This is a genomic window from Cupriavidus sp. SK-3, assembly GCF_000611145.1.
In the GTDB taxonomy this organism is placed as follows: Bacteria; Pseudomonadota; Gammaproteobacteria; order Burkholderiales; family Burkholderiaceae; genus Cupriavidus.
Genome location: NZ_JFJV02000260.1, coordinates 1 through 21,168, shown reverse-complemented (window position 1 = coordinate 21,168; position 21,168 = coordinate 1). Strand labels below are relative to the sequence as shown.

Here is a 21,168-nt window from a genome sequence, read left to right as displayed (position 1 = left end):
AGTGCGTTCGCGAGTCTCCTGACCGCCCCCTTCCCGCATCCCCGCGATGCATCCGTACCAGGATGGGGCCGGCCAGACCGGCAGGTTGCCGGACCCTCACTGATTTTCCAGCCGCCCGACATCCCAGCCTTGCGCCGGTGTCACCCGAACGCGCTGCACGCCCACCCCGGCCGTGCGTGGACACTCGTCCGCGCCATGGTCTCTCCGGGGCGGGTCTGACGACCTTCCAGCCCCAAGTTGCCGACATCGCGGCGTGCGCCATACTGATACGCAGGCGCCGCAGCACAAGAGGATCGACATGACCGAACTGGAATTCAAATCGCTGGCCGAGCAGGGCTACAACCGCATCCCGCTGATCGCCGAAGCCTTCGCCGACCTGGAAACGCCGCTGTCGCTGTACCTGAAGCTGGCGCAGTCGCAAACGCGCGGGGTCAACACCTTCCTGCTGGAATCCGTGGTGGGCGGCGAGCGCTTCGGCCGCTACTCCTTTATCGGCCTGCACGCCCGCACCCTGCTGCGCGCCTACGGCATGCGCACCGAGGTGGTCACCGACGGCCGCGTGGTGGAAACCCATGAAGGCAACCCGCTCGACTTCATCGCCGATTTCGAGAAGCGGTTCAAGGTGGCGCTGCGCCCCGGCCTGCCGCGCTTCTGCGGCGGCCTGGCTGGCTACTTCGGCTACGATGCCGTGCGTTATATCGAAAAGAAGCTGGCCAACACGCAAAAGCCGGACGATCTGAATCTGCCCGACATCCAGCTGCTGCTGTGCGAAGAGCTGGCGGTGATCGACAACCTGTCAGGCAAGCTCTACCTGATCGTCTACGCCGACCCGACCACGCCCGAGGCCTACGCCCGTGCCCGCCAGCGCCTGCGCGAGCTGCGCATGAAGCTGCGCCAGCCGGTGGATGTGCCGATCACCAGCCCCTCGGTGCAGACCGACGTCTACCGCGAGTTCGACAAGGCCGACTACCTCACCGCCGTGCACAAGGCCAAGGAGTACATCATGGCCGGCGACATGATGCAGGTGCAGATCGGCCAGCGCCTGGTCAAGCCGTACCGCGACTCGCCGCTGACGCTGTACCGCGCGCTGCGCTCGCTGAATCCGTCGCCCTATATGTACTTCTACAACTTCGGCGACTTCCAGATCGTGGGCGCTTCGCCCGAAATCCTGGTGCGGCAGGAAACCCGCCGGGTTGGCAGCAATGGCGACCAGCGCGAGGATCACATCGTCACCATCCGTCCGCTGGCCGGCACCCGCCCGCGCGGCAACACGCCGGAAAAGGACGCGCAGCTCGCCACCGAACTGCTCAACGACCCGAAGGAAATCGCCGAGCATGTAATGCTGATCGACCTGGCGCGCAACGATATCGGCCGCATCGCCGAGACCGGCTCGGTCAAGGTCACCGACCAGATGGTGATCGAGAAGTACTCCCACGTGCAGCACATCGTCAGTTCCGTGGAAGGCACGCTCAAACCTGGCATGAGCAACCTGGACGTGCTGCGCGCCACCTTCCCGGCCGGCACGCTGTCGGGCGCGCCCAAGGTGCACGCGATGGAAATCATCGACGAACTGGAGCCGCGCAAGCGTGGCATCTATGGCGGCGCGGTGGGCTACCTGTCTTTCGGCGGCGAGATGGACCTGGCGATCGCCATCCGCACCGGCATCGTCAAGGACGGCAATCTCTATGTGCAGGCCGCCGCCGGCATCGTTGCCGACTCGGACCCCGAAGCCGAATGGAGGGAAACCGAAGCCAAGGCGCGCGCCGTGATCCGCGCCGCCGAACAGGTCCAGGACGGCCTGGATTCGGATATCTAAGGTAAAGGGAACAGGGGAACCGCCATGCTGCTGATGATCGACAACTACGATTCGTTTACCTACAACCTCGTCCAGTACTTCGGCGAACTCGGCGCCGACGTGCGCACCTATCGCAACGACGAAATCACGCTGGAAGAGATCGAGGCGCTCAAGCCCGACCATATCTGCGTCTCGCCCGGCCCGTGCAGCCCGAAGGAAGCCGGTATCTCCGTGGCGACGCTGCAGCACTTTGCCGGCCGCATCCCGATGCTGGGCGTGTGCCTGGGCCATCAGGCCATCGGCGAGGCCTTCGGCGGCAAGGTGATCCGCGCCAAGCAGGTCATGCACGGCAAGGTCAGCCGCATCGAGACCACGCAGGAAGGCGTCTTCGCTGGCCTGCCCAAGCATTTCGACGTGACGCGCTATCATTCCCTGGCGATCGAGCGCGAGACGTTGCCGGATTGCCTGGAAGTGACCGCCTGGACACCGGATGGCGAAATCATGGGTGTGCGCCACAAGACGCTCGCCATCGAGGGGGTGCAGTTCCATCCCGAGTCCATCCTGTCCGAGCATGGCCATGCGCTGCTGGCCAATTTCATCAAGGCGCCGCGATGAGACTGCTCGACACGCCGAACGCGCCCGCCCCATCAAATATCAAGACGGAAACCGCCATGTCCATCACGCCCCAGGAAGCCCTGACCCGCTGCATCGAACACCGCGAGATCTTCCATGACGAGATGCTGCACCTGATGCGGCAGATCATGCAGGGCCAGATGTCGCCGGTGATGGTGGCGGCCATCCTGACCGGGCTGCGCGTCAAGAAGGAGACCATCGGCGAGATCTCGGCGGCGGCGCAGGTGATGCGCGAGTTCGCCAACAAGGTGCCCGTCAAGGACCGCGAGAACTTCGTCGACATCGTCGGCACCGGTGGCGATGGTTCGCACACCTTCAATATCTCCACGGCGTCGATGTTCGTCGCCTCCGCCGCAGGCGCCCGCATCGCCAAGCACGGCAACCGCGGCGTCAGTTCCAAGTCGGGCAGCGCCGACGTGCTGGAAGCGCTGGGCGTCAATATCATGCTGACGCCGGAACAGGTCGGCGAGTGCATCGAGCAGACCGGTATCGGCTTCATGTTCGCACCCACCCATCACCCGGCCATGAAGAACGTGGCGCCGATCCGCAAGGAAATGGGCGTGCGCACCATCTTCAATATCCTGGGCCCGCTGACCAATCCGGCAGACGCGCCCAATATCCTGATGGGCGTGTTCCACCCCGACCTGGTCGGCATCCAGGTGCGCGTGATGCAGCGCCTGGGCGCCAGGCATGCACTGGTGGTCTACGGCAAGGACGGCATGGACGAAGTCTCGCTGGGCGCCGCCACGCTGGTGGGCGAACTGAAGGACGGCGAGGTGCGCGAGTACGAGATCCACCCCGAGGACTTCGGCCTGCAGATGATCTCCAATCGCGGACTGAAGGTGGCAGATGCCACCGAGTCCAAGGAGATGCTGCTCGAAGCGCTGACCGACGTGCCAGGCACCCCGCGCGAGATCGTCACGCTCAATGCCGGCACCGCGCTGTACGCGGCCAATGTGGCCACCTCGATCGAGGACGGCATCCAGCGCGCGCGCGAAGCCATCGCCAGCGGCGCGGCGCGCGAGAAGCTCAACCAGTTCGTGCGCGCCACGCAGCAGTTCAAATAAGCCGGCCCCGTAGCCCATCCGTCGAGCGAGAGAATTACCGCATGTCCGATATCCTGCAGAAGATCCTGGCCGTGAAGGCCGACGAAGTGAACGCGGCGCGCAAGAAGCGCGACCTGCCCAGCCTGCGCGCCGAGGCCGAGAGCCTGCGCGGCGAGCCGGGCCTGGCCCCGCGCGGCTTCGAGCGCGCGCTGCGCGAAAAGATCGCCGCCGGTAACGCCGGGGTGATCGCCGAAGTGAAGAAGGCCTCCCCCTCCAAAGGCGTGCTGCGCGAGAATTTCGTGCCGGAGGCGATTGCCGAGAGCTATGCCAGCCATGGCGCGGCCTGCCTGTCGGTGCTGACGGACGTGAATTTCTTCCAGGGCCACGCCGACTTCCTCAAGCGCGCCCGCGGCGCCTGCCCGCTGCCGGCTCTGCGCAAGGACTTCATGATCGACCTCTACCAGGTCTATGAAGCCCGCACCTGGGGCGCCGACGCCATCCTGCTGATCGTGTCCGCGCTCGACCACGGCCTGATGGCGGAACTCGAAGCCTGCGCCCATGAGCTTGGCATGGACGTGCTGGTGGAAGTGCACGGCGGTGACGAACTGGATGCCGCGCTGCGCCTGAAAACGCCGCTGCTGGGCGTGAACAACCGCAACCTGCGCACGTTCGAAGTCACGCTCGACAACACGCTGGACCTGCTGCCGCGCATCCCGGAAGGCCGCCTGGTGGTGACCGAATCCGGCATTCTCGGCCCGGACGACGTGCAGCGCATGCGCGACGCCAATGTGCATGCATTCCTGGTGGGCGAGGCCTTCATGCGCGCGCCCGACCCCGGCGTCGAGCTGGCACGCCTGTTTGCCTGAGCGGGGAGCACGCAACGACATGGCCCAGGAAATCGAACTCAAACTGGCGGTGCCGGACGGCGCCATGCCGGCGCTCGCGGCCTGGCTGGATGCGCAAGGCCAGGCGCGCGGCGAGCACACGCTGCTCAATGTCTACCTCGACACCCCCGCGCGCGACCTGGCCGGCGCCCGTGCCGCACTGCGGCTGCGCCGCCACGGCGAGCAATGGCTGCAGACCTTGAAGACCGCCGGCAAGAGCGAGGCCGGCATGGCCACCCGCCACGAGTGGGAAACCAGGGTGGCCGCCGAAGCCATCGAACTCGACGCCTTCCCGGCCGAAGCCCGCGCCTTGCTGGCGCCGCTCGCCGCAACACTGGCGCCGGTATTCCGCACCGATTTCGCGCGGCGCACCTGGCTGGTCGAACAGGATGGCGTTCGTATCGAGGCCGCACTCGACGTCGGAACGATTTCGGCGCCGGCGAGCGCTGAGCAAGAGACGATCCGGGAACTGGAGCTTGAGTGGCTTCCCGGCGATGCCGGACAGGCGCCCACGCAGCAACAAGCCGAGGCCGCGCTGCGTGCACTGGCGTTGCGCCTCCAGCATGTCGCGCCCCTCAAGCCGTCCGACCAGAGCAAAGCCGCACGCGGCTACCGGCTCGCGGCCGGAGCCGGCCGCGCCTGACGTCGCGCCGGCGCCCTCCTCGCCCCTCCCAACAAAGAACCAGGTATTCCTCCAGCATGAGCAAGCACAACAGCGCACAGGCCGACCTGTTCGCAGCCCCGGCCGTTGCCGATGCCGCCCCCGCTCCGGCCGCCGCCAGCCTGTCCGCGCAAGCCGCGGCGCTGCCGGGCGCCTGGCGCGAATTGCTGGCCCCCTGCATGAACACGGCCGGCTGGCGGGAACTGGCCAGCTTCGTCGACGGCGAACGTGCCAACGGCAAGCCCGTCTTTCCGCATGAGGTGTTCCACGCCTTGCACCTGACGCCGCCCGAGACCGTCAAGGTGGTCATCCTTGGCCAGGATCCCTACCACGGCACCGGCGTGGTCAACGGCAACGAGATTCCGCAGGCGCACGGGCTGGCCTTCTCGGTACCTGACGGCGTGCGCGTGCCGCCCAGCCTGCGCAATATCTTCAAGGAGATCGCCGCGGAATACGGCGACGGCGCCACGGCGGCGCCCACCTCCGGCAACCTGGAAGGCTGGGCCCGCCAGGGCGTGCTGCTGCTCAACACCGTGCTCACGGTGGAGCAAGGCCAGGCCGCCAGCCACGCCAGGCGCGGCTGGGAAGCGGTAACGGACTGCCTGATCCAGGGCTTGTCCGCTGCCCGCCCCAACCTGGTCTTCCTGCTGTGGGGCAGCCACGCCCAGGCCAAGAAACCCTTGCTGGCCGGCCCGCACTACGTGCTGGAAGCGCCGCACCCGTCGCCGCTTTCAGCGCATCGGGGTTTCCTGGGGTGCGGACATTTCCGTCTGGCCAACGACTGGCTGCAGCGGCACGGCGCCGCGCCGGTGGATTGGCGCGCCACCTGACCCCGGACGCTAAGCCGCTAAGCCGTCGGCAGGCAGTCGAAATCGTCGAACTCGCCCGCCCCGGGCAAGGCCACCAGCGCGCTGACCTGCGCGGCTGGCGGCCCGCGCCGCATCCAGGTACAAAGGGCCTCCAGCCGGTCAGGCGGCCCGTAGGCCATCACCTCGACCGAGCCATCCTGCCGGTTGCGCACCCAGCCGCCCAGCCCGAGCGCCCCGGCCTGCCCCGCGCAGGCCGCGCGGTAGCCCACACCCTGCACCCGCCCCTTGACCACGATGTGCCATGTTTCCATCTGGGTTCCCCTTGCCCGACGCGGCGGCTGAAACAGCCGCGCCATGCATCACAAGTAAACTAGACTGCGATCCCAAGCGTTACCAGTAAAGACACCCCGACGCGGGTAACGCCAAAAGCACAGCGAAGGCGCGCGGCGATCCGGCCGGCGTTGCGGCATGACTGGCAATCCCGCTCTCCGACGGCGCAGCGCCACGCGCGCCGCCGATCCGATCCATCCAGGCCCCAGGGCCAGCCGGCCCCGCCCCGGTACCGCTCAACGATCCACTGTCAAGATAATGCAGCAAGCCGAACACGACCAGGCCAGCTCGGTCACACTCCGAGGCTATGCCAGCCAGTTGCTGACCGCGCCGCCGAACCGATTCGACCTGGCGCTGCTGCCCATCATCCTGGCGGTGATCGTGCTGGTGGCCTTTGCCGCCCGGCAGATGAACGTGCCCTACCAGCCCGGCGAGCCGCTGGCGGTGCATCTGGAGATCGCCTACCTGCCGTATTACCTGATGCGCACCAGCATCCGCATGCTGGTGGCGCTGATGGCGTCGCTCCTGTTCACCTTTGCCTTTGCCGCGCTGGCCTCCAAGAACCGCACCGCCGAGAAAGTGATGGTCCCGGCGCTGGACATTCTGCAATCGATTCCGGTGCTGGGCTTCCTGTCGATCACCGTGACCGGCTTCATCGCGCTGTTCCCCGGCAGCCTGGTAGGCGTCGAGTGCGCCGCGATCTTCGCCATCTTCACCTCGCAGGCCTGGAATATGGCGTTCAGCCTTTACCAGTCGATCCGCACCATCCCGACCGATCTGGTGGAAGCGGCGGCCATGTTCCGGCTCTCGGCATGGCAGAAATTCTGGCGCCTCGAAGTGCCCTTCGCCATGCCGGGCCTGCTGTGGAACATGATGATGTCGATGTCCGGCGGCTGGTTCTTCGTGGTGGCGTCCGAGGCCATCTCGGTGTCGGGCAACGACATCCGGCTGCCGGGCATCGGCTCCTACATCGCGCTGGCGATCCAGCAGCAAAACCTGGCGGCGATCGGCTGGGCCATCCTGGCCATGCTGATCGGCATCGTGCTCTACGACCAGTTGCTGTTCCGTCCGCTGATCGCCTGGGCCGACCGCTTCCGCTTCGAGACCATGGCGCAGGAAAGCGAGCCCCAATCGTGGCTGCTCGACCTGCTGCGCCGCTCGGAATGGGTGCGCATGCTGCTGGGCCGCACGGCAGCGCTGGCGGAACGCACGCTGGCCTGGCGCTCGGGCCGCAAGGCGGCGATCCCTAAAGCCGGCAATGACCGGCGCGCGCTGTGGTTCGAGCGCCTGAGCAATCTCGTCATCATCCTGATTGCGGTGGCGGCCTTGTATCGCGTGATGCATTTCGTACGTACGGAGGTGGGCTGGGCGGAGGTTGGCCATGTGCTGTGGCTGGGCTCGCTGACGATGGTGCGGGTGATCGTGCTGATCGCGCTGGCGGCGGTGATCTGGGTGCCGATCGGCATCCGCATCGGCCTGAACCCGAAGGTGGCGCGCATCGCGCAGCCAGTGGCACAGTTCCTGGCCGCCTTCCCGGCCAACCTGATGTTCCCGCTGGTGGTGATGCTGATCGTGCGCCTCGGCCTGAACCCGGAGATCTGGCTGAGTCCGCTGATGATCTTCGGCACGCAGTGGTACATCCTGTTCAACGTGATTGCCGGCGCCTCCGGCATCCCCACCGAACTCAAGCTGGCGGCGCGCAACTTTGGCCTGCGCGGCTGGCTGTTGTGGAAGCGCTTCCTGATCCCGGCCGTGTTCCCCAGCCTGCTGACCGGCCTGGTGACCGCGGCCGGCGGCTCATGGAATGCGAGTATTGTCTCCGAATACGTCACCTGGGGCGACCGCACGCTGGTCGCCACCGGCCTGGGCAGCTATATCGCGGAAATGACCGCCAAGGGCGACTTTCCCCGCATCGCGCTGGGTATCGGCGTGATGGCGGTGTTCGTGGTGGGCTTCAACCGCCTGCTGTGGAACCGCCTGTACCTGCTCGCGCAGGAACGCACGCGCCTCTGACCCGCACAAGCCGCATAAGCCGCAAAGCCCTGAACTCGAACGGAACATCATCATGGCAAGCCCCATCGCAAACGCAGTCGAATCCGTCATCGAACTGCGCGGCGTTTCGAAAATCTTCCGCACCGCGGACCGTACCGACCGCGCGGTGCTCGAAGGCGTGGACCTGACCCTCAAGCGCGGCGAGATCGTCGCCATGCTGGGCAAGTCCGGCTCGGGCAAGTCCACGCTGCTGCGCATCATGGCCGGGCTGGTGGGCGCGGATCGCGGCCAGGTGCATTTTCGCGGGCAGCCGTTGCGCGGCACGGCCGAAGGCATCGCCATGGTGTTCCAGTCGTTCGCGCTGTTCCCGTGGCTGACCGTGCAGCAGAACGTGGAACTGGGGCTGGAAGCCCAGGGCGTGCACAAGGAGGAGCGCGGACGCCGGGCCGAGGCGGCGATCGACATGATTGGCCTGTCGGGTTTCAACAGCGCGCTGCCGCGCGAACTCTCCGGCGGCATGCGCCAGCGCGTCGGCATTGCCCGCGCCCTGGTGACCGAACCCGACCTGCTGCTGATGGACGAAGCCTTTTCCGCGCTCGACGTGCTCACCGGCGAGACCCTGCGCGACGAAATGCTCGACCTGTGGGAGGACGGCCGCACCAATATCAAGTGCATCCTGATCGTCTCGCACAATATCGAAGAGGCGGTGATGATGGCCGACCGCATCGTAGTCCTGTCGAGCGATCCGGGCCGCATCCGCGCCGAGGTGAAAATCCCGTTCCCGCGCCCGCGCAACCGCGATTCGGCGCAGGTACGCGCGCTGATCGATGAGGTCTACACGCTGATGACGTCGCCCGCGGCGCTTGGGCCCCGTGTCCCCGCGCTGGCGGCGGCCCAGGACATCGGCTACCGCCTGCCGGACGCCGACATCAGCCAGATGGAGGCCATTCTCGACCTGCTCTGCGAAGCGCCTTTCTTCGGCCGGGCCGACCTGCCGCACCTGGCCGAGGAAGCCAGCCTCACCGACGACGACCTGCTGCCCGCCTGCGAGGCCCTGCACCTGCTGAAACTGGCGACCATCGAACGCGGCGACATCAACGCCACAGAGCTCGGCCGAGCCTACTACGAGACGGAGCCGCCGGAGCGCAAAGTGTTGTTCGGCAAGCAACTGCTGCAACACGTGGCACTGGCGGCGCGCATCCGCCACGAGCTCGTACAGTCGGAAGACGGCGAGATCCGCGAAGAACACGTGCTGCGGGAGCTCGAGGCTTTCCTCAAACCGGAAGAAGCCAAGCGCGTGCTGACCATCGGCATCGAATGGGGGCGCTACGGGGAAGTCTATGAATACAGCTACAACAGCGGCATGCTAACGCTGCCGCGGGAAGAGCAGCCGGCGCCGGGCGCGGGCACGGACACCCAGCCCTGATTGCGTTTGGCCTGGCGGCCTGGCGCCCTGGTAGCCTAGCGCTCCCGCATGGCGCGGCCGATCGCGCCGGTGCGCAGGGCGATCTTTGCGGTGTCCTCGCGCAACGCGCGCAGGCGGCGCTCCAGGATGGCATTGGCGGTGCGGCCGGTTGAGCTGGCCGTGCTGGCGGTGCCGCCGGCTTCGCTGGCGGCGCGTGTGAGCTCGCCCGACGCCGCGGCATGCACCAGCACATCGGCGCGGCGGCGGTCGGCCGAATCGGCCAGGCGGGCACGGCGCTCGCTGGCGTCTTCGGATGGCGGCGGCGCATCGGCGGTGGCCGCGGCAAGCGCCAGGTCGACGGTCCGGGCAGCATGGGCATCGGAGACGCTGGCGGCTATGCCCGCAACGGCGACCCCGGCAGCGCCTGCCATCGCGGCGCCGGTGCTCTCGTTGGCCACGTCCGCCGCCTTCGGTTCCTTTACCGCCGCCTTGCTCTTCGCCGGACGAATGAATCCCGCGCCACGCCCGCCGGAGCGATCGCCCTCGGCCAGCCTTTCACTGGCCAGTTGCAGACTGTGAACAGCGGCATCGGTGGCCTGGCGGATAGCGCTTTCGGCGGCCGGCAAATCCAGCTCGCCATAATGCTCGCGCACCTGGATGCGCGCCGCGGCCACGTGCGCCGCCACAAGGTAGTTCTGCACGATAAAGCGGTTCAGGTTGTCCACCGCGCGATGCCGGCTCTTGGGTTCGTCGAGCATGCGCTGGAACGACCCGATCAGCGCGGACAGGCTGTCCATGAACTGCTTGCGCTGCACCCGGTAGGCAAAATCGTCCTTGGCCACGCGCAGCAGCAGGTCGCGCGTGGCGGCGATGTAGCGGCGGTTGACCTCTAGCACGGTCTCCACCAGCGCGGGCAGCGCGCGGTATTCCCAGCTGGGCAGCACGAAGCTGAACACCGTGGCGATCAGCCCGCCGATCACGGTATCGATCAGCCGCTCGCCAGCCACGGTGGGGCTGCCCGGCATCAGCAGGTTGATCTGGATCAGCACCTGCACGCAGGCCGCCACCGCGGTGTAGCGGTACTTGATGGTGGAAAACGCCGTGCTCGCCACCAGCGCCAGGAACAGCACGCCGAGCAGGATCAGCGGCTGGTGCACGACCCTGAGCACGGCTACCGAGATCACGCAGCCGATCAGCGTACCGATCAGGCGATCGTTGTAGCGCTGCTTGGTCATGCTGAAGTTGGGCTTCAGGATCACGATGATGGTCAGCAGGATCCAGTAGCTGTGCGACACATACGGCAGGTGATCGGCGATCCACAGCCCCGCCCCCACCGCCATGGTGATGCGCACTGCAAAGCGGAAGGCGGGCGATTTCCAGTGCAGGTTGTCGCGCAGCACCTTGAGCTCGTAGCGCTGGCGCGTGAGGAAGGGCGTCATGTCCGGCCCGGGCAGCACCTTGCTGGGCTCCACCGGCGTGCGCGACGCTTCGTGCAGTTGTTCCACCAGCACGATGGCGCCCTTGATCATGTCGAGCGTCTCCGCCACCGCCGTCATCGCCGCGGCGTTGATGTGGTGATGGCGCAGCTGCGCGATCTCGTGCTCGACCGCGCGCAGCTCCTGGCGGTAGTCCACGGTGGCGTAGGAAGGCCGGCCGCGCGTGATGTCGTAGGCGATCCCTTCCGCATCCTTGCACATCAGCTGCACCAGCCGGCCCAGGTGATCGAGCACCGGCGTGCCGGCAAAGGTCTGGCGCAGCAGCGGGTAGTCGGTATTGGTGGAAAGGATGTACTCGTACAGGTCCAGCATGCGCATATGGACCTGCACCAGCAGCCCGTCGTGGGTGGTGGTGTTGCCGCGCAGCACCAGGTCGCGCGCCGCCTGCTGCCGCTCCGCCACCACGATCTGCTGGCGCACCAGCTGGTTGAACTGCGCCTCGTAGTCATTGCCGGCATCGTAAAACCCCGCCTTGATCTCGAGGTAGCCCGCCATCTCGTACAGCGCCTCGGCCAGCACCTGCTGCTTGGTGCGCCGCTGCGTTGCCCAGCTCACCACCATCGCGTAGGCCATGTAGGCCACCGCGCCGATGCCGAACAACAAGGCATGCTCGAACGCACGCCGCACCACGAAGTCCTCGTTGATAGTCAGCGTCATGACGAACAAGGCCGAGAACTGCAATGGCAGGGTCTTGTTGCCATACACCGTCATCATGCCGGCCATGAAAGTCACCAGCACCAGCACCAGCGGCATCACGCGCGGGAATGGCGTGGCCATGGCCACCAGCAAGGTCACCGCCGTGCACAGCAGCACGCTGGCCAGCATCTCGTTGAACTTGTGGCTGAACGGGCTAGGCAGGTCCATCAGGCTGGTGCACAGCGCGCCCATCGACACCACCATGGCGGTGGGCAGGTCCGTGAACTGCATGGCGATCAGCGTGGCGCCGATCACCCCGGTCGCGGAGCGCAGCCCGCGATAGACGTAATGCGAATAGACGAAGGTGCGGGCGTCGTGCGCGTATTGCATGTGGCTGCGTGTGGTCCTTACCGGCCTAGAGGCCCAGCCAGCGCGCGCGCATGGCCTGGCGGCCACCTTCGGCCGTCACGGTGTACTGCGCCGCCGGCTCGCGCGCGAAGGTCAGCGGCAGCACGTGCAGCTCGTCGCGGCGGAACACGTGGCATTCGGCGCTGTCGCCGGTGCGGTAGCGCGCCAGCAGCTTGTCGAGCTGCCCGGGCGCCACGCGCAGGCCATCCACCGCAGCCAGCAGGTCGCCCGCCGAAAGCCCGGCCGCCTGCGCCGCGCCGCCATCGAGTACCTGGGTCACGCGCACCCAGCCGTCTTCGTTCTTGGTCTTGATGCCGAGCGCGGCGTTGCGCTCCGGCTTGGCCGGCACCGCCTTGATGCCAAAAGGCTTGAACAGCGCCGCCAGCTGCAGCTCGCCGGTGCCCTCGGTCAGCGAGCGCAGCAGCGCGCCCAGGCGCAGGCCGCTGACCTCGTCGAACAGCGCATGCAGCTCCGCCTCGGTAACGCCGCGCTGCTGCGCGCCCGGCGCATAGAAGCCGCTGCCATAACGCTGCCACAGCGCGCGCATGATGTCGTCGAGCGAGCGGCGGTTGCGGGTCCTGGTGCGAATGGTGAGATCCAGCGCCAGCGCCACCAGCGAACCCTTGGTGTAATAGCTGACGATAGCGTTGGGCGCGTTTTCGTCCTGGCGGTAGAACTTGGTCCAGGCATCGAAAGAGCTTTCGGCCACGCTCTGCTTGGTGCGGCCATTGCCGCGCAGCACGCCGTTCCAGGTCTTGGCCAGCAGCTCCACGTACTGCTTCTCGGTGATGCGTCCGCTGCGCACCAGCATCAGGTCGTCGTAGTAGCTGGTGAAACCCTCGAACAGCCACAGCAACGGCGTATAGGTTTCCTCGCGCAGCCGGTACGGCACGAAGGCCGCGGGCTTGATGCGCTTGACATTCCAGGTGTGGAAATACTCGTGGCTGCACAGCCCGAGGAAGGTGCGGTAGCCCTCGGTGGCCTCTTCCTTGCCAAGCGCCGGCAGGTCCGCGCGCCCGCAGATCAGCGCCGTGCTGGCGCGATGCTCCAGCCCACCGTATCCGTCGGTCGTGACCATGGTCATGAACACGTAGCGCCGGTTGCTGTCGAGGAACGGTGCATTTTCCGTCTTGGGCTCGAACAGCCGGATCTGCGCTTCGCAGATCTGCTTCAGGTCGCGGCACACGCGGTCGAGGTCGAGTTGCGGCACGCGGCCCGTGAACACCACGTCGTGCTGGGCGCCGCAGGCCCGGAAACTGCCCATGGTGAAGTTGCCCATCTCGACCGGGTGGTCGACCAGCTCGTCGTAGTCGGCAACCTGGTAGCGGCCGAAGCCGTAGCGCTTGGCGCCGCCGCGGCCAGGCGCTTCGCGCATGGCGGTGGCGACGCGCCAGCCGGCATAGGCCTCGCCGGCTGGCGCATGAATGTCCACCGTGCAGGGACGATCTTCCTGCCCTTCGGCGCACAGGAACACGGAACTGCCGTTGAAGAATCCGTGGGTGGCGTCAAGGTGCGCGGCGCGCACCGACAGATCCCAGGCGTAGACCTCGTAGCTGAGCGTGAGCGGCCCGTCCACCGGCGCCGCCTGCCAGCTCTGCTTGTCGAGCTTGGCGAGCGCCACCGGCTTGCCGCCGGCATCCGCGCGGATGCGCACGATATTGCGTGCGAAGTCGCGGATCATGTAGCTGCCGGGAATCCACGCCGGCAGGTAGAACTGCTGGCCGGCTGGATCGGGGGCGTCGACCGTGACGGTGACGGCGAACAAGTGCGCTTCGGGTTGAAGCGGGGCGATGGCGTAATGGATCGGCTTCATGAGCGTGATTGTAGCGCCATGCCCTGCCCCGACCGCCCCGGACCCCGCGCCGGCTCAGGCGTTCACGTTCACCACCACGCGGCCGCGCATGCCGCCATCGACGATCTTGCGGCCGGCCTCGATCGCCTCGGACAAGCCGATCTCGCTGGTAATGGCGCGCAGGCGATCCGGCTCCAGGTCTTGCGCCAGGCGTTGCCAGGCTTCCTCGCGCCGCGCCATCGGCGCCATCACGCTATCGATGCCGTAAAGCGTGATGCCACGCAGGATAAAGGGCGCCACCGAGCCCGGGAAGTCCAGTCCTTGCGCCAGCCCGCAGGCCGTCACCGCGCCGCCGTAGCGCACCTGCGCGCAGGCGTTGACCAGCGTGTGCGAGCCCACCGAGTCCACCACCGCGGCCCAGCGCTCCTTTTGCATCGGCTTGTTCGGCTTGCCGAGTTCGGTGCGGTCGACGACATCCGCCGCGCCCAGCGCTTTGAGGAAGTCAGCCTCGGCAGTCTTGCCGGTGGACGCCACCACGCGATAGCCCAGCCGGGACAGGATCGCGATGGCGACCGAGCCCACGCCGCCCGAGGCGCCGGTCACCAGCACCTCGCCATCGCCCGGCCTGACCCCGGCGCGCTCCAGCGCCAGTACCGACAGCATGGCGGTATAGCCGGCGGTGCCAATGGCCATGGCCTGCCGCGTGGTGAAGGCATCCGGCAAGGCCACCAGCCAGTCGCCCTTGAGGCGTGCGCGCTGCGCCAGGCAGCCCCAGTGCGTCTCGCCCACGCCGTAGCCGTTGAGCACGACCTTGTCGCCGGCCTTCCAGCGCGGATGCGTGGATTCCAGCACCGTGCCGGCCCCGTCGATGCCCGCGACCATCGGCCACTTGCGCACCACCGGCGAGCGGCCCGTGATGGCCAGCCCGTCCTTGAAATTGATGGTGGAGTAATCGACGGCGACCAGCACGTCGCCCTCGGCGGGGAGGCTGGATTCGTCGAGCGCGGTAACGGCGGCCTGGGTGGCGCCGTCGGCCTGGGTCAGCAGCAAAGCCTGGAACGTCATGGTGTCTCCTTCGGATTCCTGATGAAAGACAACCGGACGCCCCCGGCACGGCAGCGCCGGGAGGCCGCCGGCGCCAAGTGCTTACTTCTTGAGGCTGGCGAGCTTGCGCTCGAGCGTGGCAGCGTCCGCGGCGCCGGGGATGCGGGTGCCGTCCATGAAGAACACTGCCGGGGTACCGGTGATATTCAGGCTCTGGCCGAGCGCCAGGTTGTCATCCACCGGCGTCTTGCAGCTGCCGTTGCCGGTCAGCGCCACATGGCTCAGCATCCAGTCGCGCCAGGCCTTGGTGCGGTCGGTTGCGCACCAGACCTGCTTGGCCTTCACGGAGGAATCCGGCGACAGCACCGGATAGAGGAAGGTGTAGACGGTGATGTTGTCCATCTGCTGGAAGGTCTGCTCGATGCGCTTGCAGTAACCGCAGTTGGGGTCGGAGAACACCGCCACCTGGCGGCTGCCGTCGCCCTTGCTCCACTTGATGGCGCGCGCCAGCGGCAGGTCCGACCACTTGATGCGGTTGATTTCGGCCAGCCGCTCCTCGGTCAGGTTGGTGCCGGTCTTGCTGTCGACCATCTCGCCGTTGATGATGTAGCGGCCGGTCGCATCCGTATAGACCACCTGGCCGCCGACATTGACTTCGAACAAGCCTGGCACCGGGGTCTTGGCCACGCTCTTCACTTCGGCGCGCCCGCCGAGCATCTTCTGCATCGATTCCTTGATGCGATCGGTGCCGGGATCGCCGGCAGCCATGGCGTGGAGCGCGAAGCCGGCAGCCGCCAAACCGCCAACGATGGTGGCTGACAGGGCGGGACGGCGGCGCAGGAATTGCAACATGTTGACTCCAGTGAATCGATGGTTCGGTACGCGTGAGACGGGCTCGGGACTCAGCCCAGCGCGCGCCCGATAAGAAAACGTTTAAGCAGCGGCTGCCCTCCCACCGCGCGCATGCCCGTATTGCGCACTGCGCCTGCGATGCCGCCAGGCAGGGAAAACAGCCGGTGCAGGCCATCGGTGGCAGCCGTCAGGGAAAGCAGATCGGTGGCGCGCGCCCGCTCGTAGCGGCGCAGCAGGCGCAGGTCGCCTTCGCCACGGAAAGACTCTTTGTCGGCCATTACGCGGCCAAGTTCCGCCACATCGCGCAATCCCAGGTTCATGCCCTGGCCGGCCAGCGGATGCACCACATGCGCCGCGTCGCCCACCAGGACCACGTGCGGCTGGACGAACTGCTCGGCGCGCTGCAGCACCAGGGGGAAGCCCTGCGCCGGCGTCACGCAGCGCAGCGCGCCGAACTGGCGCCCCACGGCGCCGCTGGCGGCCTGCATCACGGTATCGGCCAGTGCCTCCGGAGACAGCGCCAGCAGGTCGCTCGCGTGGCCCTCCTCGGCCGACCACACCATGGAGACGCGGCGTCCGGGCAAAGGCAACAGCGCCAGGATCTCGCCGTTGGCGGGCTCCTCGTCGGCCATCAGCTTGGGGGGCGTGCCCAGGAACCACTGCCAGGCCGTGTCCTGATGCGGGAGCTCGCACTCGAAATTGGCCACCACGCCGAGCTGGCGGTAGCGGCGCTTCGCAACTGCGATATGACACTGGTCGCGCAGCCACGAACGCGCGCCATCCGCGCCCACCACGCAGGCGGCGCGCACCTTGTCGCCACCGGCGAGCGTCAGCGTGGCGCCCTCGTGGTCGCGCGCGAAGGCCGCTGCGGTATCGTCATGCCAGTGCACCTGTGGCTGGAAACGCAAGGCGGTATCGAGCACGCGCTCGACATGGCCGGATTCGATGATCCAGGCCAGTTGCGGCACGGTCGCGGCATATGCCGAAAAATGCAGGTCGCCGGCGGCCGGGGTATCGGCCTGCGCTGCGCTCGCATCGCCGAACACACGCATATCGGACACCATTTGCATCCGTGCGGGGTCCAGCGCCTCCCACACACGCAACTGCTCCAGCAACGCCTGCGAACTCGCCGAGAAGGCGTAGATGCGGCTGTCCCACTGGTCCGGCTGCGGCACGGCCCCGCGGGGGCGCGGCGCGATCAGCGCCACCTGCATGCCCTGCTGGGCCAGCAGCAACGCACAAGCCTTGCCGACGATGCCGCCGCCGACCACGGCAACCTGGAAACGGGAGGGAGATGAACGAGTCATGCGTGAATTATAGCCATCCCGGCACATTGCCTTTGCCGTACCCACGCGCGTCGGAAACGGCCGCGTAACGTGCAGGGCAAACGGGGACACCTGCGGAGAGTGAGGAAATACGAGGACCAGAGGGAGCAGCCGGCGGGTTCAGCGCAACGTCTGGCGAGGTTACAATAGCCATCTTTCCGATGGCAATTCCGGCACAAAAGCGGTGAGTGAAGCCCCGCTTTGGCTGTCTTGCCTCGTGCTGCACTTTTCCCCTCTGCGTCCCAATCGCCGCGCCAACCGCGCCAGACGCACCCAGGGCGAACCGCAACCCATTGATTTTTAAAGGTTTACCATGAGCCTCAAATGCGGCATCGTCGGCCTGCCCAACGTCGGCAAGTCCACGCTGTTCAACGCCCTGACCAAGGCCGGCATCGCCGCCGAGAACTACCCGTTCTGCACCATCGAGCCCAATGTGGGCGTGGTGGAAGTGCCGGATCCGAGGCTTGCCAAGCTGGCCGAGATCGTCAAGCCCGAGCGCGTCCTCCCGGCCGTGGTCGAATTCGTCGACATCGCCGGCCTGGTGGCGGGCGCCTCCAAGGGTGAAGGCCTGGGCAACCAGTTCCTGGCCAATATCCGCGAAACCGACGCCATCACCCACGTGGTGCGCTGCTTCGAGGACGAGAACGTCATCCACGTCGCCGGCAAGGTCGATCCGCTGTCCGATATCGAGGTGATCAACACCGAACTGGCGCTGGCCGACCTCGCCACCGTGGAAAAGGCCCACGCCCGCTACATCAAGCCCGCGCGCGCCGGCGACAAGGAAGCACTGCGCCTGGTGGCCGTGCTGGAAAAGGCCCAGGCCGTGCTCAACGAAGCCAAGGCCGTGCGCACGCTCGACCTGTCGGACGAAGAATGGGCCGCCATCAAGCCGCTGTGCCTGATCACCGCCAAGCCCACCATGTACGTGGCCAACGTGCGTGAAGACGGCTTCGAGAACAACCCGCACCTGGACGCCGTGCGCGCCCACGCCGCCAAGACCAAGTCGCCGGTGGTAGCGGTGTGCGCTGCCATCGAAGCCGAAATCGCTGACCTCGACGATGCCGACAAGGCCGAGTTCCTGGCCGACCTCGGCATGGAAGAACCCGGCCTGGACCGCGTGATCCGTGCGGGCTTCACGCTGCTGGGCCTGCAGACGTATTTCACCGCCGGCGTGAAGGAAGTGCGCGCGTGGACGATCCATGTGGGCGACACTGCTCCGCAGGCTGCGGGCGTGATTCACACCGACTTCGAGCGCGGCTTCATCCGCGCACAGACGATCGCCTATGAGGACTTCATTACCTTCAAGGGTGAGCAAGGCGCGAAGGAAGCCGGGAAGATGCGCGCGGAAGGTAAGGAGTATGTGGTGAAGGATGGGGATGTGATGAACTTCTTGTTCAACGTCTAAGCCGAATATCGGACGTCGGCGAACTTCCTCCGAAAACAAAAACCCCCCCCCCCCCCCCCCCGGGGGGGGGGGGGGGGGTTTTTGTTTTTGGCCGTGGCGTCGGTTAGTTATGTCGGTTAGTTATGTCGGTTAGTTATGCGTGAGCGTCCGGCACTGTGGTGAGCTTCACGCCGAGCGCGTGCAGGAGTTTCATGATGGTGTCGAAGCGAGGCTTTGCACCCGGAGCGAGTGCTTTGTAAAGGCTCTCACGGCCAAGTCCAGAGTCGGCAGCCACTCTGGTCATACCACGTGCCCTGGCAATGTCCGCAATAGCGGCAAGCAGCACTGCAGTGTCGTCCTCTTCCAAGGCTGCATTGAGGTACTCAGAGATCATTTCTTCGCTGTCGAGATAGTCCGAGGCATCGAAGCGTGCCACTTCGATCTTGTTCATGATGACTCCTTCTTGATCGTTTTCCACATTTCCTTAGCTCGCTTGATGTCGGCTTTCTGAGTCGACTTATCGCCGACTGAAGTGCGAAGTGGACAAATAGGCGAAAAAAAATGGCTCGGTGGCAGGGTGAGAATCCATTCGCATGTAAACAAACAGAAGCCCCGCGAGACCAAACGCCTGCGGGGCTTCCTATTTCACGAGACTGCTAACGCAGCCCGCTCGTACAAGCCCGCCACAAGTTCACCCATCACGCGTCCCCTCCAAGTCCCGCAGGACCGCGAGTTCACTCAACACCAACGTCTCGTTCGCAAGTACCGCCGCCAGGGAGAGCAGATGGCCCTGGGTCTCCTCCGTCAAGTTGGCAAGGGTGCCACCGGCAGCGTTCTCGATGGCGACCGACAGCAGCGCGTTGAGTTGGGCAGCCTTTTCGGCGGCGAGGCTAAGCGGGCTTTCGGATGCAGCGTGCGCGGTCACGAAGATATCGCGGCCTGTCTGCTCGGCGCTGATGTTGTAGTGGGGGTGCTTACACATTGGATGCCCTCCCGATTTGGGAGCGCATGCGATTTGGGATCGCGGGGACTTTGGGATAAGCCGAATGCCAGGTACGGGCAATTCGGACAAGCAAGGACTGGGGCATGTGCGCCTCCTCTTGACCAGTTCAAAGGGACCGCCTTGCGGCGGCTGTCTTCCCACGTAGTCGAGACGCCAATCCCGGTCGCTGTGGTTGCAGCGACTCATCTAGTATAGCGCTGGCAGCAATGCTCTTGTGCATTCCTGAGGCATGGCGGCTGCAGACTCCAAGAGGACGAGCAAACAAAGCTTGGGGTTTCTTCCCGATAGACTTTCGCGAGTCAGGCATCGGAGCGTGTTAACGAAAACATGACAACTGCACGCCCGCGAAGCCGCTAAAATATCCAGATTCGCCGCCGGCATTTAGCTGACGGGACACTACGCGGAAGGAGGGGCAATGATGAAGTTGACTGGCATTGGCCTATACACCTTCCATGAAGCTGCTAGGCTCACCGGCATCCCCGTGCGCGACCTGCGGCGCTGGCTAGACGGCTATGCATATAGGAACAAGACGACCCGGCATGCGGTTCCGGTTGCTCCACTTTGGGAGACCGAACTGGCGGAAGCGGACGTGGATGGGATCAGTTTTCATGATCTGCTGGAAGTCCGATTCGTCCGAGCGTTTCGCCAGCACGGCGTCAGCCTGCAAACGATACGCCTGGCGAGCCGCAAGGCACGCGAGCTTTTTGCCCTGCGACATCCCTTTACCTCCCGCCGTTTTCAGACGGACGGCCGCACAATCTTCGCGTCGACCATACAAGAATCTGGTGAGACCGAACTGCTGGACTTGGTGAAAAGCCAGTACGCGTTTCAGAAGATCATCGAGCCCTCTTTGTATCGTGGCATCGAATTTGGTGCTGACGATGCCGCCGCGCGCTGGTACCCGACGCTGCGCAGCAAGGCCGTGGTCTTAGATCCTGAAATCGCCTTCGGTAAGCCCATTGTCACCGATGGCGCCATCAGAACTTCGATCCTCGCCGAGGCATTCCGGGCCGAAGGCGACAAACAGCTTGTTGCCAGGTTGTATGAAGTGCCTGTTGCCTCGGTGGAGGCGGCAGTCGCCTTTGAAGAACGCCTGGTAGCGTGAAGTTCTTCGCTGACAACAATCTCTCTCCAGCGCTGGCACGGGCGCTCCACTCGCTTTCCGAACCATACGGGCACTCCGTCGCTCCGTTGCGAGACCGCTTCCCACAAGACACAACGGATGCGGCCTGGATCGACGCGCTCTCGCAAGAAGGCGGATGGGCTGTCATCACGCACGACAAGCTGAACAAAGGCCTCGAGCGAGAAGCACTGCGCCGTGCGGGGCTAATTGTCTTCTTTCTCGACAAAGGCTGGTCAAACCATAGGTTCTGGGATATTGCGCACAATCTGGTGCGGTGGTGGCCACGGATCATTGAGCACTCTGAAGGTATCAAAGGCGGAGCCGCTTTCAAGGTTCCATTCAACTTCTCTGGCAAAGGCCAGTTCGAACAAGTCAAGCTCTAGGACAGGCGCAAAGCGGCGTCTCACAACGCATCTGCGAGCGCCATCAAGCAGACCGTCACACTACACAGCAATGTGAATCGGCTCTGATGCTCCAGCCAATCCGATCATGCTTGGCGCACAGCGGCATGCCGACGGCAACCGCCCCCCTCTCACAGCGCCCCCAGATC

19 protein-coding genes are annotated in these 21,168 nt (G+C 65.8%); 11 read left to right on the top strand and 8 right to left on the bottom strand.

The genetic code is table 11. The features are described from left to right. The first annotated feature begins 298 nt into the window (after positions 1 to 298). Genes trpE through CF70_RS27575 form a run of 6 tightly spaced genes read left to right on the top strand, consistent with a single transcriptional unit; the run spans position 299 to position 5,849 of the window. Positions 299 to 1,816, top strand: a complete 1,518-nt coding sequence (gene trpE, locus CF70_RS27600) for an anthranilate synthase component I (protein WP_035872665.1) — start codon at positions 299 to 301, stop codon at positions 1,814 to 1,816. Positions 1,817 to 1,840: 24 nt separating this feature from the next. Next, entirely contained in the window at positions 1,841 to 2,410 is a 570-nt protein-coding gene (locus CF70_RS27595) for an anthranilate synthase component II (RefSeq protein ID WP_035872633.1), read from the top strand. Between the two features lie 56 nt (positions 2,411 to 2,466). Next, the gene (gene trpD, locus CF70_RS27590) at positions 2,467 to 3,495 is read left to right on the top strand and encodes an anthranilate phosphoribosyltransferase (RefSeq protein ID WP_035872663.1); all 1,029 of its coding nucleotides are present in this window, start codon (positions 2,467 to 2,469) and stop codon (positions 3,493 to 3,495) included. 41 nt (positions 3,496 to 3,536) lie between these two features. Then, entirely contained in the window at positions 3,537 to 4,340 is an 804-nt protein-coding gene (gene trpC, locus CF70_RS27585; RefSeq protein WP_035872631.1) for an indole-3-glycerol phosphate synthase TrpC, read from the top strand. A gap of 19 nt (positions 4,341 to 4,359) precedes the next feature. Beyond that, a complete protein-coding gene (locus CF70_RS27580; protein ID WP_035872628.1) occupies positions 4,360 to 5,001 on the top strand; it encodes a CYTH domain-containing protein in 642 nt (213 codons plus the stop codon). Positions 5,002 to 5,057: 56 nt separating this feature from the next. Then, positions 5,058 to 5,849, top strand: coding sequence for a uracil-DNA glycosylase (locus CF70_RS27575; RefSeq protein ID WP_035872623.1), 792 nt, complete (start codon positions 5,058 to 5,060; stop codon positions 5,847 to 5,849). Between the two features lie 17 nt (positions 5,850 to 5,866). On the opposite strand, the gene CF70_RS27570 is transcribed toward CF70_RS27575, so the two are convergent. Beyond that, the gene (locus CF70_RS27570; protein WP_035872620.1) at positions 5,867 to 6,139 is read right to left on the bottom strand and encodes an acylphosphatase; all 273 of its coding nucleotides are present in this window, start codon (positions 6,137 to 6,139) and stop codon (positions 5,867 to 5,869) included. A gap of 277 nt (positions 6,140 to 6,416) precedes the next feature. Here CF70_RS27570 and CF70_RS27565 point away from each other — a divergent pair, with 277 nt between their 5' ends. Both CF70_RS27565 and CF70_RS27560 read left to right on the top strand, forming a co-directional pair. After that, positions 6,417 to 8,171 carry an ABC transporter permease gene (locus CF70_RS27565; RefSeq protein ID WP_035872618.1) on the top strand — a complete coding sequence of 585 codons (1,755 nt, stop codon included), beginning with the start codon at positions 6,417 to 6,419 and terminating at the stop codon, positions 8,169 to 8,171. A gap of 52 nt (positions 8,172 to 8,223) precedes the next feature. Continuing rightward, positions 8,224 to 9,576 carry a nitrate/sulfonate/bicarbonate ABC transporter ATP-binding protein gene (locus CF70_RS27560; RefSeq protein WP_035872615.1) on the top strand — a complete coding sequence of 451 codons (1,353 nt, stop codon included), beginning with the start codon at positions 8,224 to 8,226 and terminating at the stop codon, positions 9,574 to 9,576. A gap of 35 nt (positions 9,577 to 9,611) precedes the next feature. Here CF70_RS27560 and CF70_RS27555 read toward each other — a convergent pair whose 3' ends face one another. The 5 genes from CF70_RS27555 to CF70_RS27535 all read right to left on the bottom strand — a co-directional run bounded on the left by CF70_RS27555 (position 9,612) and on the right by CF70_RS27535 (position 17,090). Beyond that, the gene (locus CF70_RS27555) at positions 9,612 to 12,077 is read right to left on the bottom strand and encodes an FUSC family protein (RefSeq protein ID WP_035872612.1); all 2,466 of its coding nucleotides are present in this window, start codon (positions 12,075 to 12,077) and stop codon (positions 9,612 to 9,614) included. A gap of 25 nt (positions 12,078 to 12,102) precedes the next feature. Continuing rightward, positions 12,103 to 13,908 (bottom strand): M61 family metallopeptidase, encoded by a 1,806-nt coding sequence (locus tag CF70_RS27550; RefSeq protein WP_035872608.1) that lies wholly within the window; start codon positions 13,906 to 13,908, stop codon positions 12,103 to 12,105. Positions 13,909 to 13,962: 54 nt separating this feature from the next. After that, positions 13,963 to 14,952, bottom strand: a complete 990-nt coding sequence (locus CF70_RS27545) for an MDR family oxidoreductase (RefSeq protein WP_035872605.1) — start codon at positions 14,950 to 14,952, stop codon at positions 13,963 to 13,965. A gap of 81 nt (positions 14,953 to 15,033) precedes the next feature. Further along, on the bottom strand, positions 15,034 to 15,783 hold the full coding sequence (locus CF70_RS27540) for a DsbC family protein (protein ID WP_035872602.1): 750 nt from the start codon (positions 15,781 to 15,783) through the stop codon (positions 15,034 to 15,036). A gap of 50 nt (positions 15,784 to 15,833) precedes the next feature. After that, positions 15,834 to 17,090 (bottom strand): UbiH/UbiF family hydroxylase, encoded by a 1,257-nt coding sequence (locus CF70_RS27535; RefSeq protein WP_200876821.1) that lies wholly within the window; start codon positions 17,088 to 17,090, stop codon positions 15,834 to 15,836. Between the two features lie 331 nt (positions 17,091 to 17,421). Here CF70_RS27535 and ychF point away from each other — a divergent pair, with 331 nt between their 5' ends. Further along, positions 17,422 to 18,513, top strand: a complete 1,092-nt coding sequence (gene ychF / locus CF70_RS27530; protein ID WP_035872596.1) for a redox-regulated ATPase YchF — start codon at positions 17,422 to 17,424, stop codon at positions 18,511 to 18,513. 133 nt (positions 18,514 to 18,646) lie between these two features. Here the strand turns inward: ychF and CF70_RS27525 are convergent, their stop codons facing one another. Both CF70_RS27525 and CF70_RS27520 read right to left on the bottom strand, forming a co-directional pair. Beyond that, complete coding sequence (locus CF70_RS27525; RefSeq protein WP_035872592.1) at positions 18,647 to 18,943, bottom strand: addiction module antidote protein; 297 nt, start codon at positions 18,941 to 18,943, stop codon at positions 18,647 to 18,649. 240 nt (positions 18,944 to 19,183) lie between these two features. After that, positions 19,184 to 19,474 (bottom strand): hypothetical protein, encoded by a 291-nt coding sequence (locus tag CF70_RS27520; protein WP_035872589.1) that lies wholly within the window; start codon positions 19,472 to 19,474, stop codon positions 19,184 to 19,186. A gap of 436 nt (positions 19,475 to 19,910) precedes the next feature. Between CF70_RS27520 and CF70_RS27515 the strand changes: the two genes are divergently transcribed. Further along, positions 19,911 to 20,600, top strand: a complete 690-nt coding sequence (locus CF70_RS27515; RefSeq protein ID WP_235185232.1) for a DUF433 domain-containing protein — start codon at positions 19,911 to 19,913, stop codon at positions 20,598 to 20,600. Next, entirely contained in the window at positions 20,597 to 21,001 is a 405-nt protein-coding gene (locus CF70_RS27510; protein WP_035872585.1) for a hypothetical protein, read from the top strand. The genes CF70_RS27515 and CF70_RS27510 overlap by 4 nt, the downstream gene beginning before the upstream one ends. Positions 21,002 to 21,168: the final 167 nt, after the last annotated feature.

Excerpts from the sequence above, each read along its gene's own strand:
- trpE (WP_035872665.1), top strand. The coding sequence starts at position 299 with ATGACCGAACTGGAATTCAAATCGCTGGCCGAGCAGGGCTACAACCGC.
- CF70_RS27595 (WP_035872633.1), top strand. The coding sequence starts at position 1,841 with ATGCTGCTGATGATCGACAACTACGATTCGTTTACCTACAACCTCGTC.
- trpD (WP_035872663.1), top strand. The coding sequence starts at position 2,467 with ATGTCCATCACGCCCCAGGAAGCCCTGACCCGCTGCATCGAACACCGC.
- trpC (WP_035872631.1), top strand. The coding sequence starts at position 3,537 with ATGTCCGATATCCTGCAGAAGATCCTGGCCGTGAAGGCCGACGAAGTG.
- CF70_RS27580 (WP_035872628.1), top strand. The coding sequence starts at position 4,360 with ATGGCCCAGGAAATCGAACTCAAACTGGCGGTGCCGGACGGCGCCATG.
- CF70_RS27575 (WP_035872623.1), top strand. The coding sequence starts at position 5,058 with ATGAGCAAGCACAACAGCGCACAGGCCGACCTGTTCGCAGCCCCGGCC.
- CF70_RS27570 (WP_035872620.1), bottom strand. The coding sequence starts at position 6,139 with ATGGAAACATGGCACATCGTGGTCAAGGGGCGGGTGCAGGGTGTGGGC.
- CF70_RS27565 (WP_035872618.1), top strand. The coding sequence starts at position 6,417 with ATGCAGCAAGCCGAACACGACCAGGCCAGCTCGGTCACACTCCGAGGC.
- CF70_RS27560 (WP_035872615.1), top strand. The coding sequence starts at position 8,224 with ATGGCAAGCCCCATCGCAAACGCAGTCGAATCCGTCATCGAACTGCGC.
- CF70_RS27555 (WP_035872612.1), bottom strand. The coding sequence starts at position 12,077 with ATGCAATACGCGCACGACGCCCGCACCTTCGTCTATTCGCATTACGTC.
- CF70_RS27550 (WP_035872608.1), bottom strand. The coding sequence starts at position 13,908 with ATGAAGCCGATCCATTACGCCATCGCCCCGCTTCAACCCGAAGCGCAC.
- CF70_RS27545 (WP_035872605.1), bottom strand. The coding sequence starts at position 14,952 with ATGACGTTCCAGGCTTTGCTGCTGACCCAGGCCGACGGCGCCACCCAG.
- CF70_RS27540 (WP_035872602.1), bottom strand. The coding sequence starts at position 15,783 with ATGTTGCAATTCCTGCGCCGCCGTCCCGCCCTGTCAGCCACCATCGTT.
- CF70_RS27535 (WP_200876821.1), bottom strand. The coding sequence starts at position 17,090 with ATGACTCGTTCATCTCCCTCCCGTTTCCAGGTTGCCGTGGTCGGCGGC.
- ychF (WP_035872596.1), top strand. The coding sequence starts at position 17,422 with ATGAGCCTCAAATGCGGCATCGTCGGCCTGCCCAACGTCGGCAAGTCC.
- CF70_RS27525 (WP_035872592.1), bottom strand. The coding sequence starts at position 18,943 with ATGAACAAGATCGAAGTGGCACGCTTCGATGCCTCGGACTATCTCGAC.
- CF70_RS27520 (WP_035872589.1), bottom strand. The coding sequence starts at position 19,474 with ATGTGTAAGCACCCCCACTACAACATCAGCGCCGAGCAGACAGGCCGC.
- CF70_RS27515 (WP_235185232.1), top strand. The coding sequence starts at position 19,911 with ATGATGAAGTTGACTGGCATTGGCCTATACACCTTCCATGAAGCTGCT.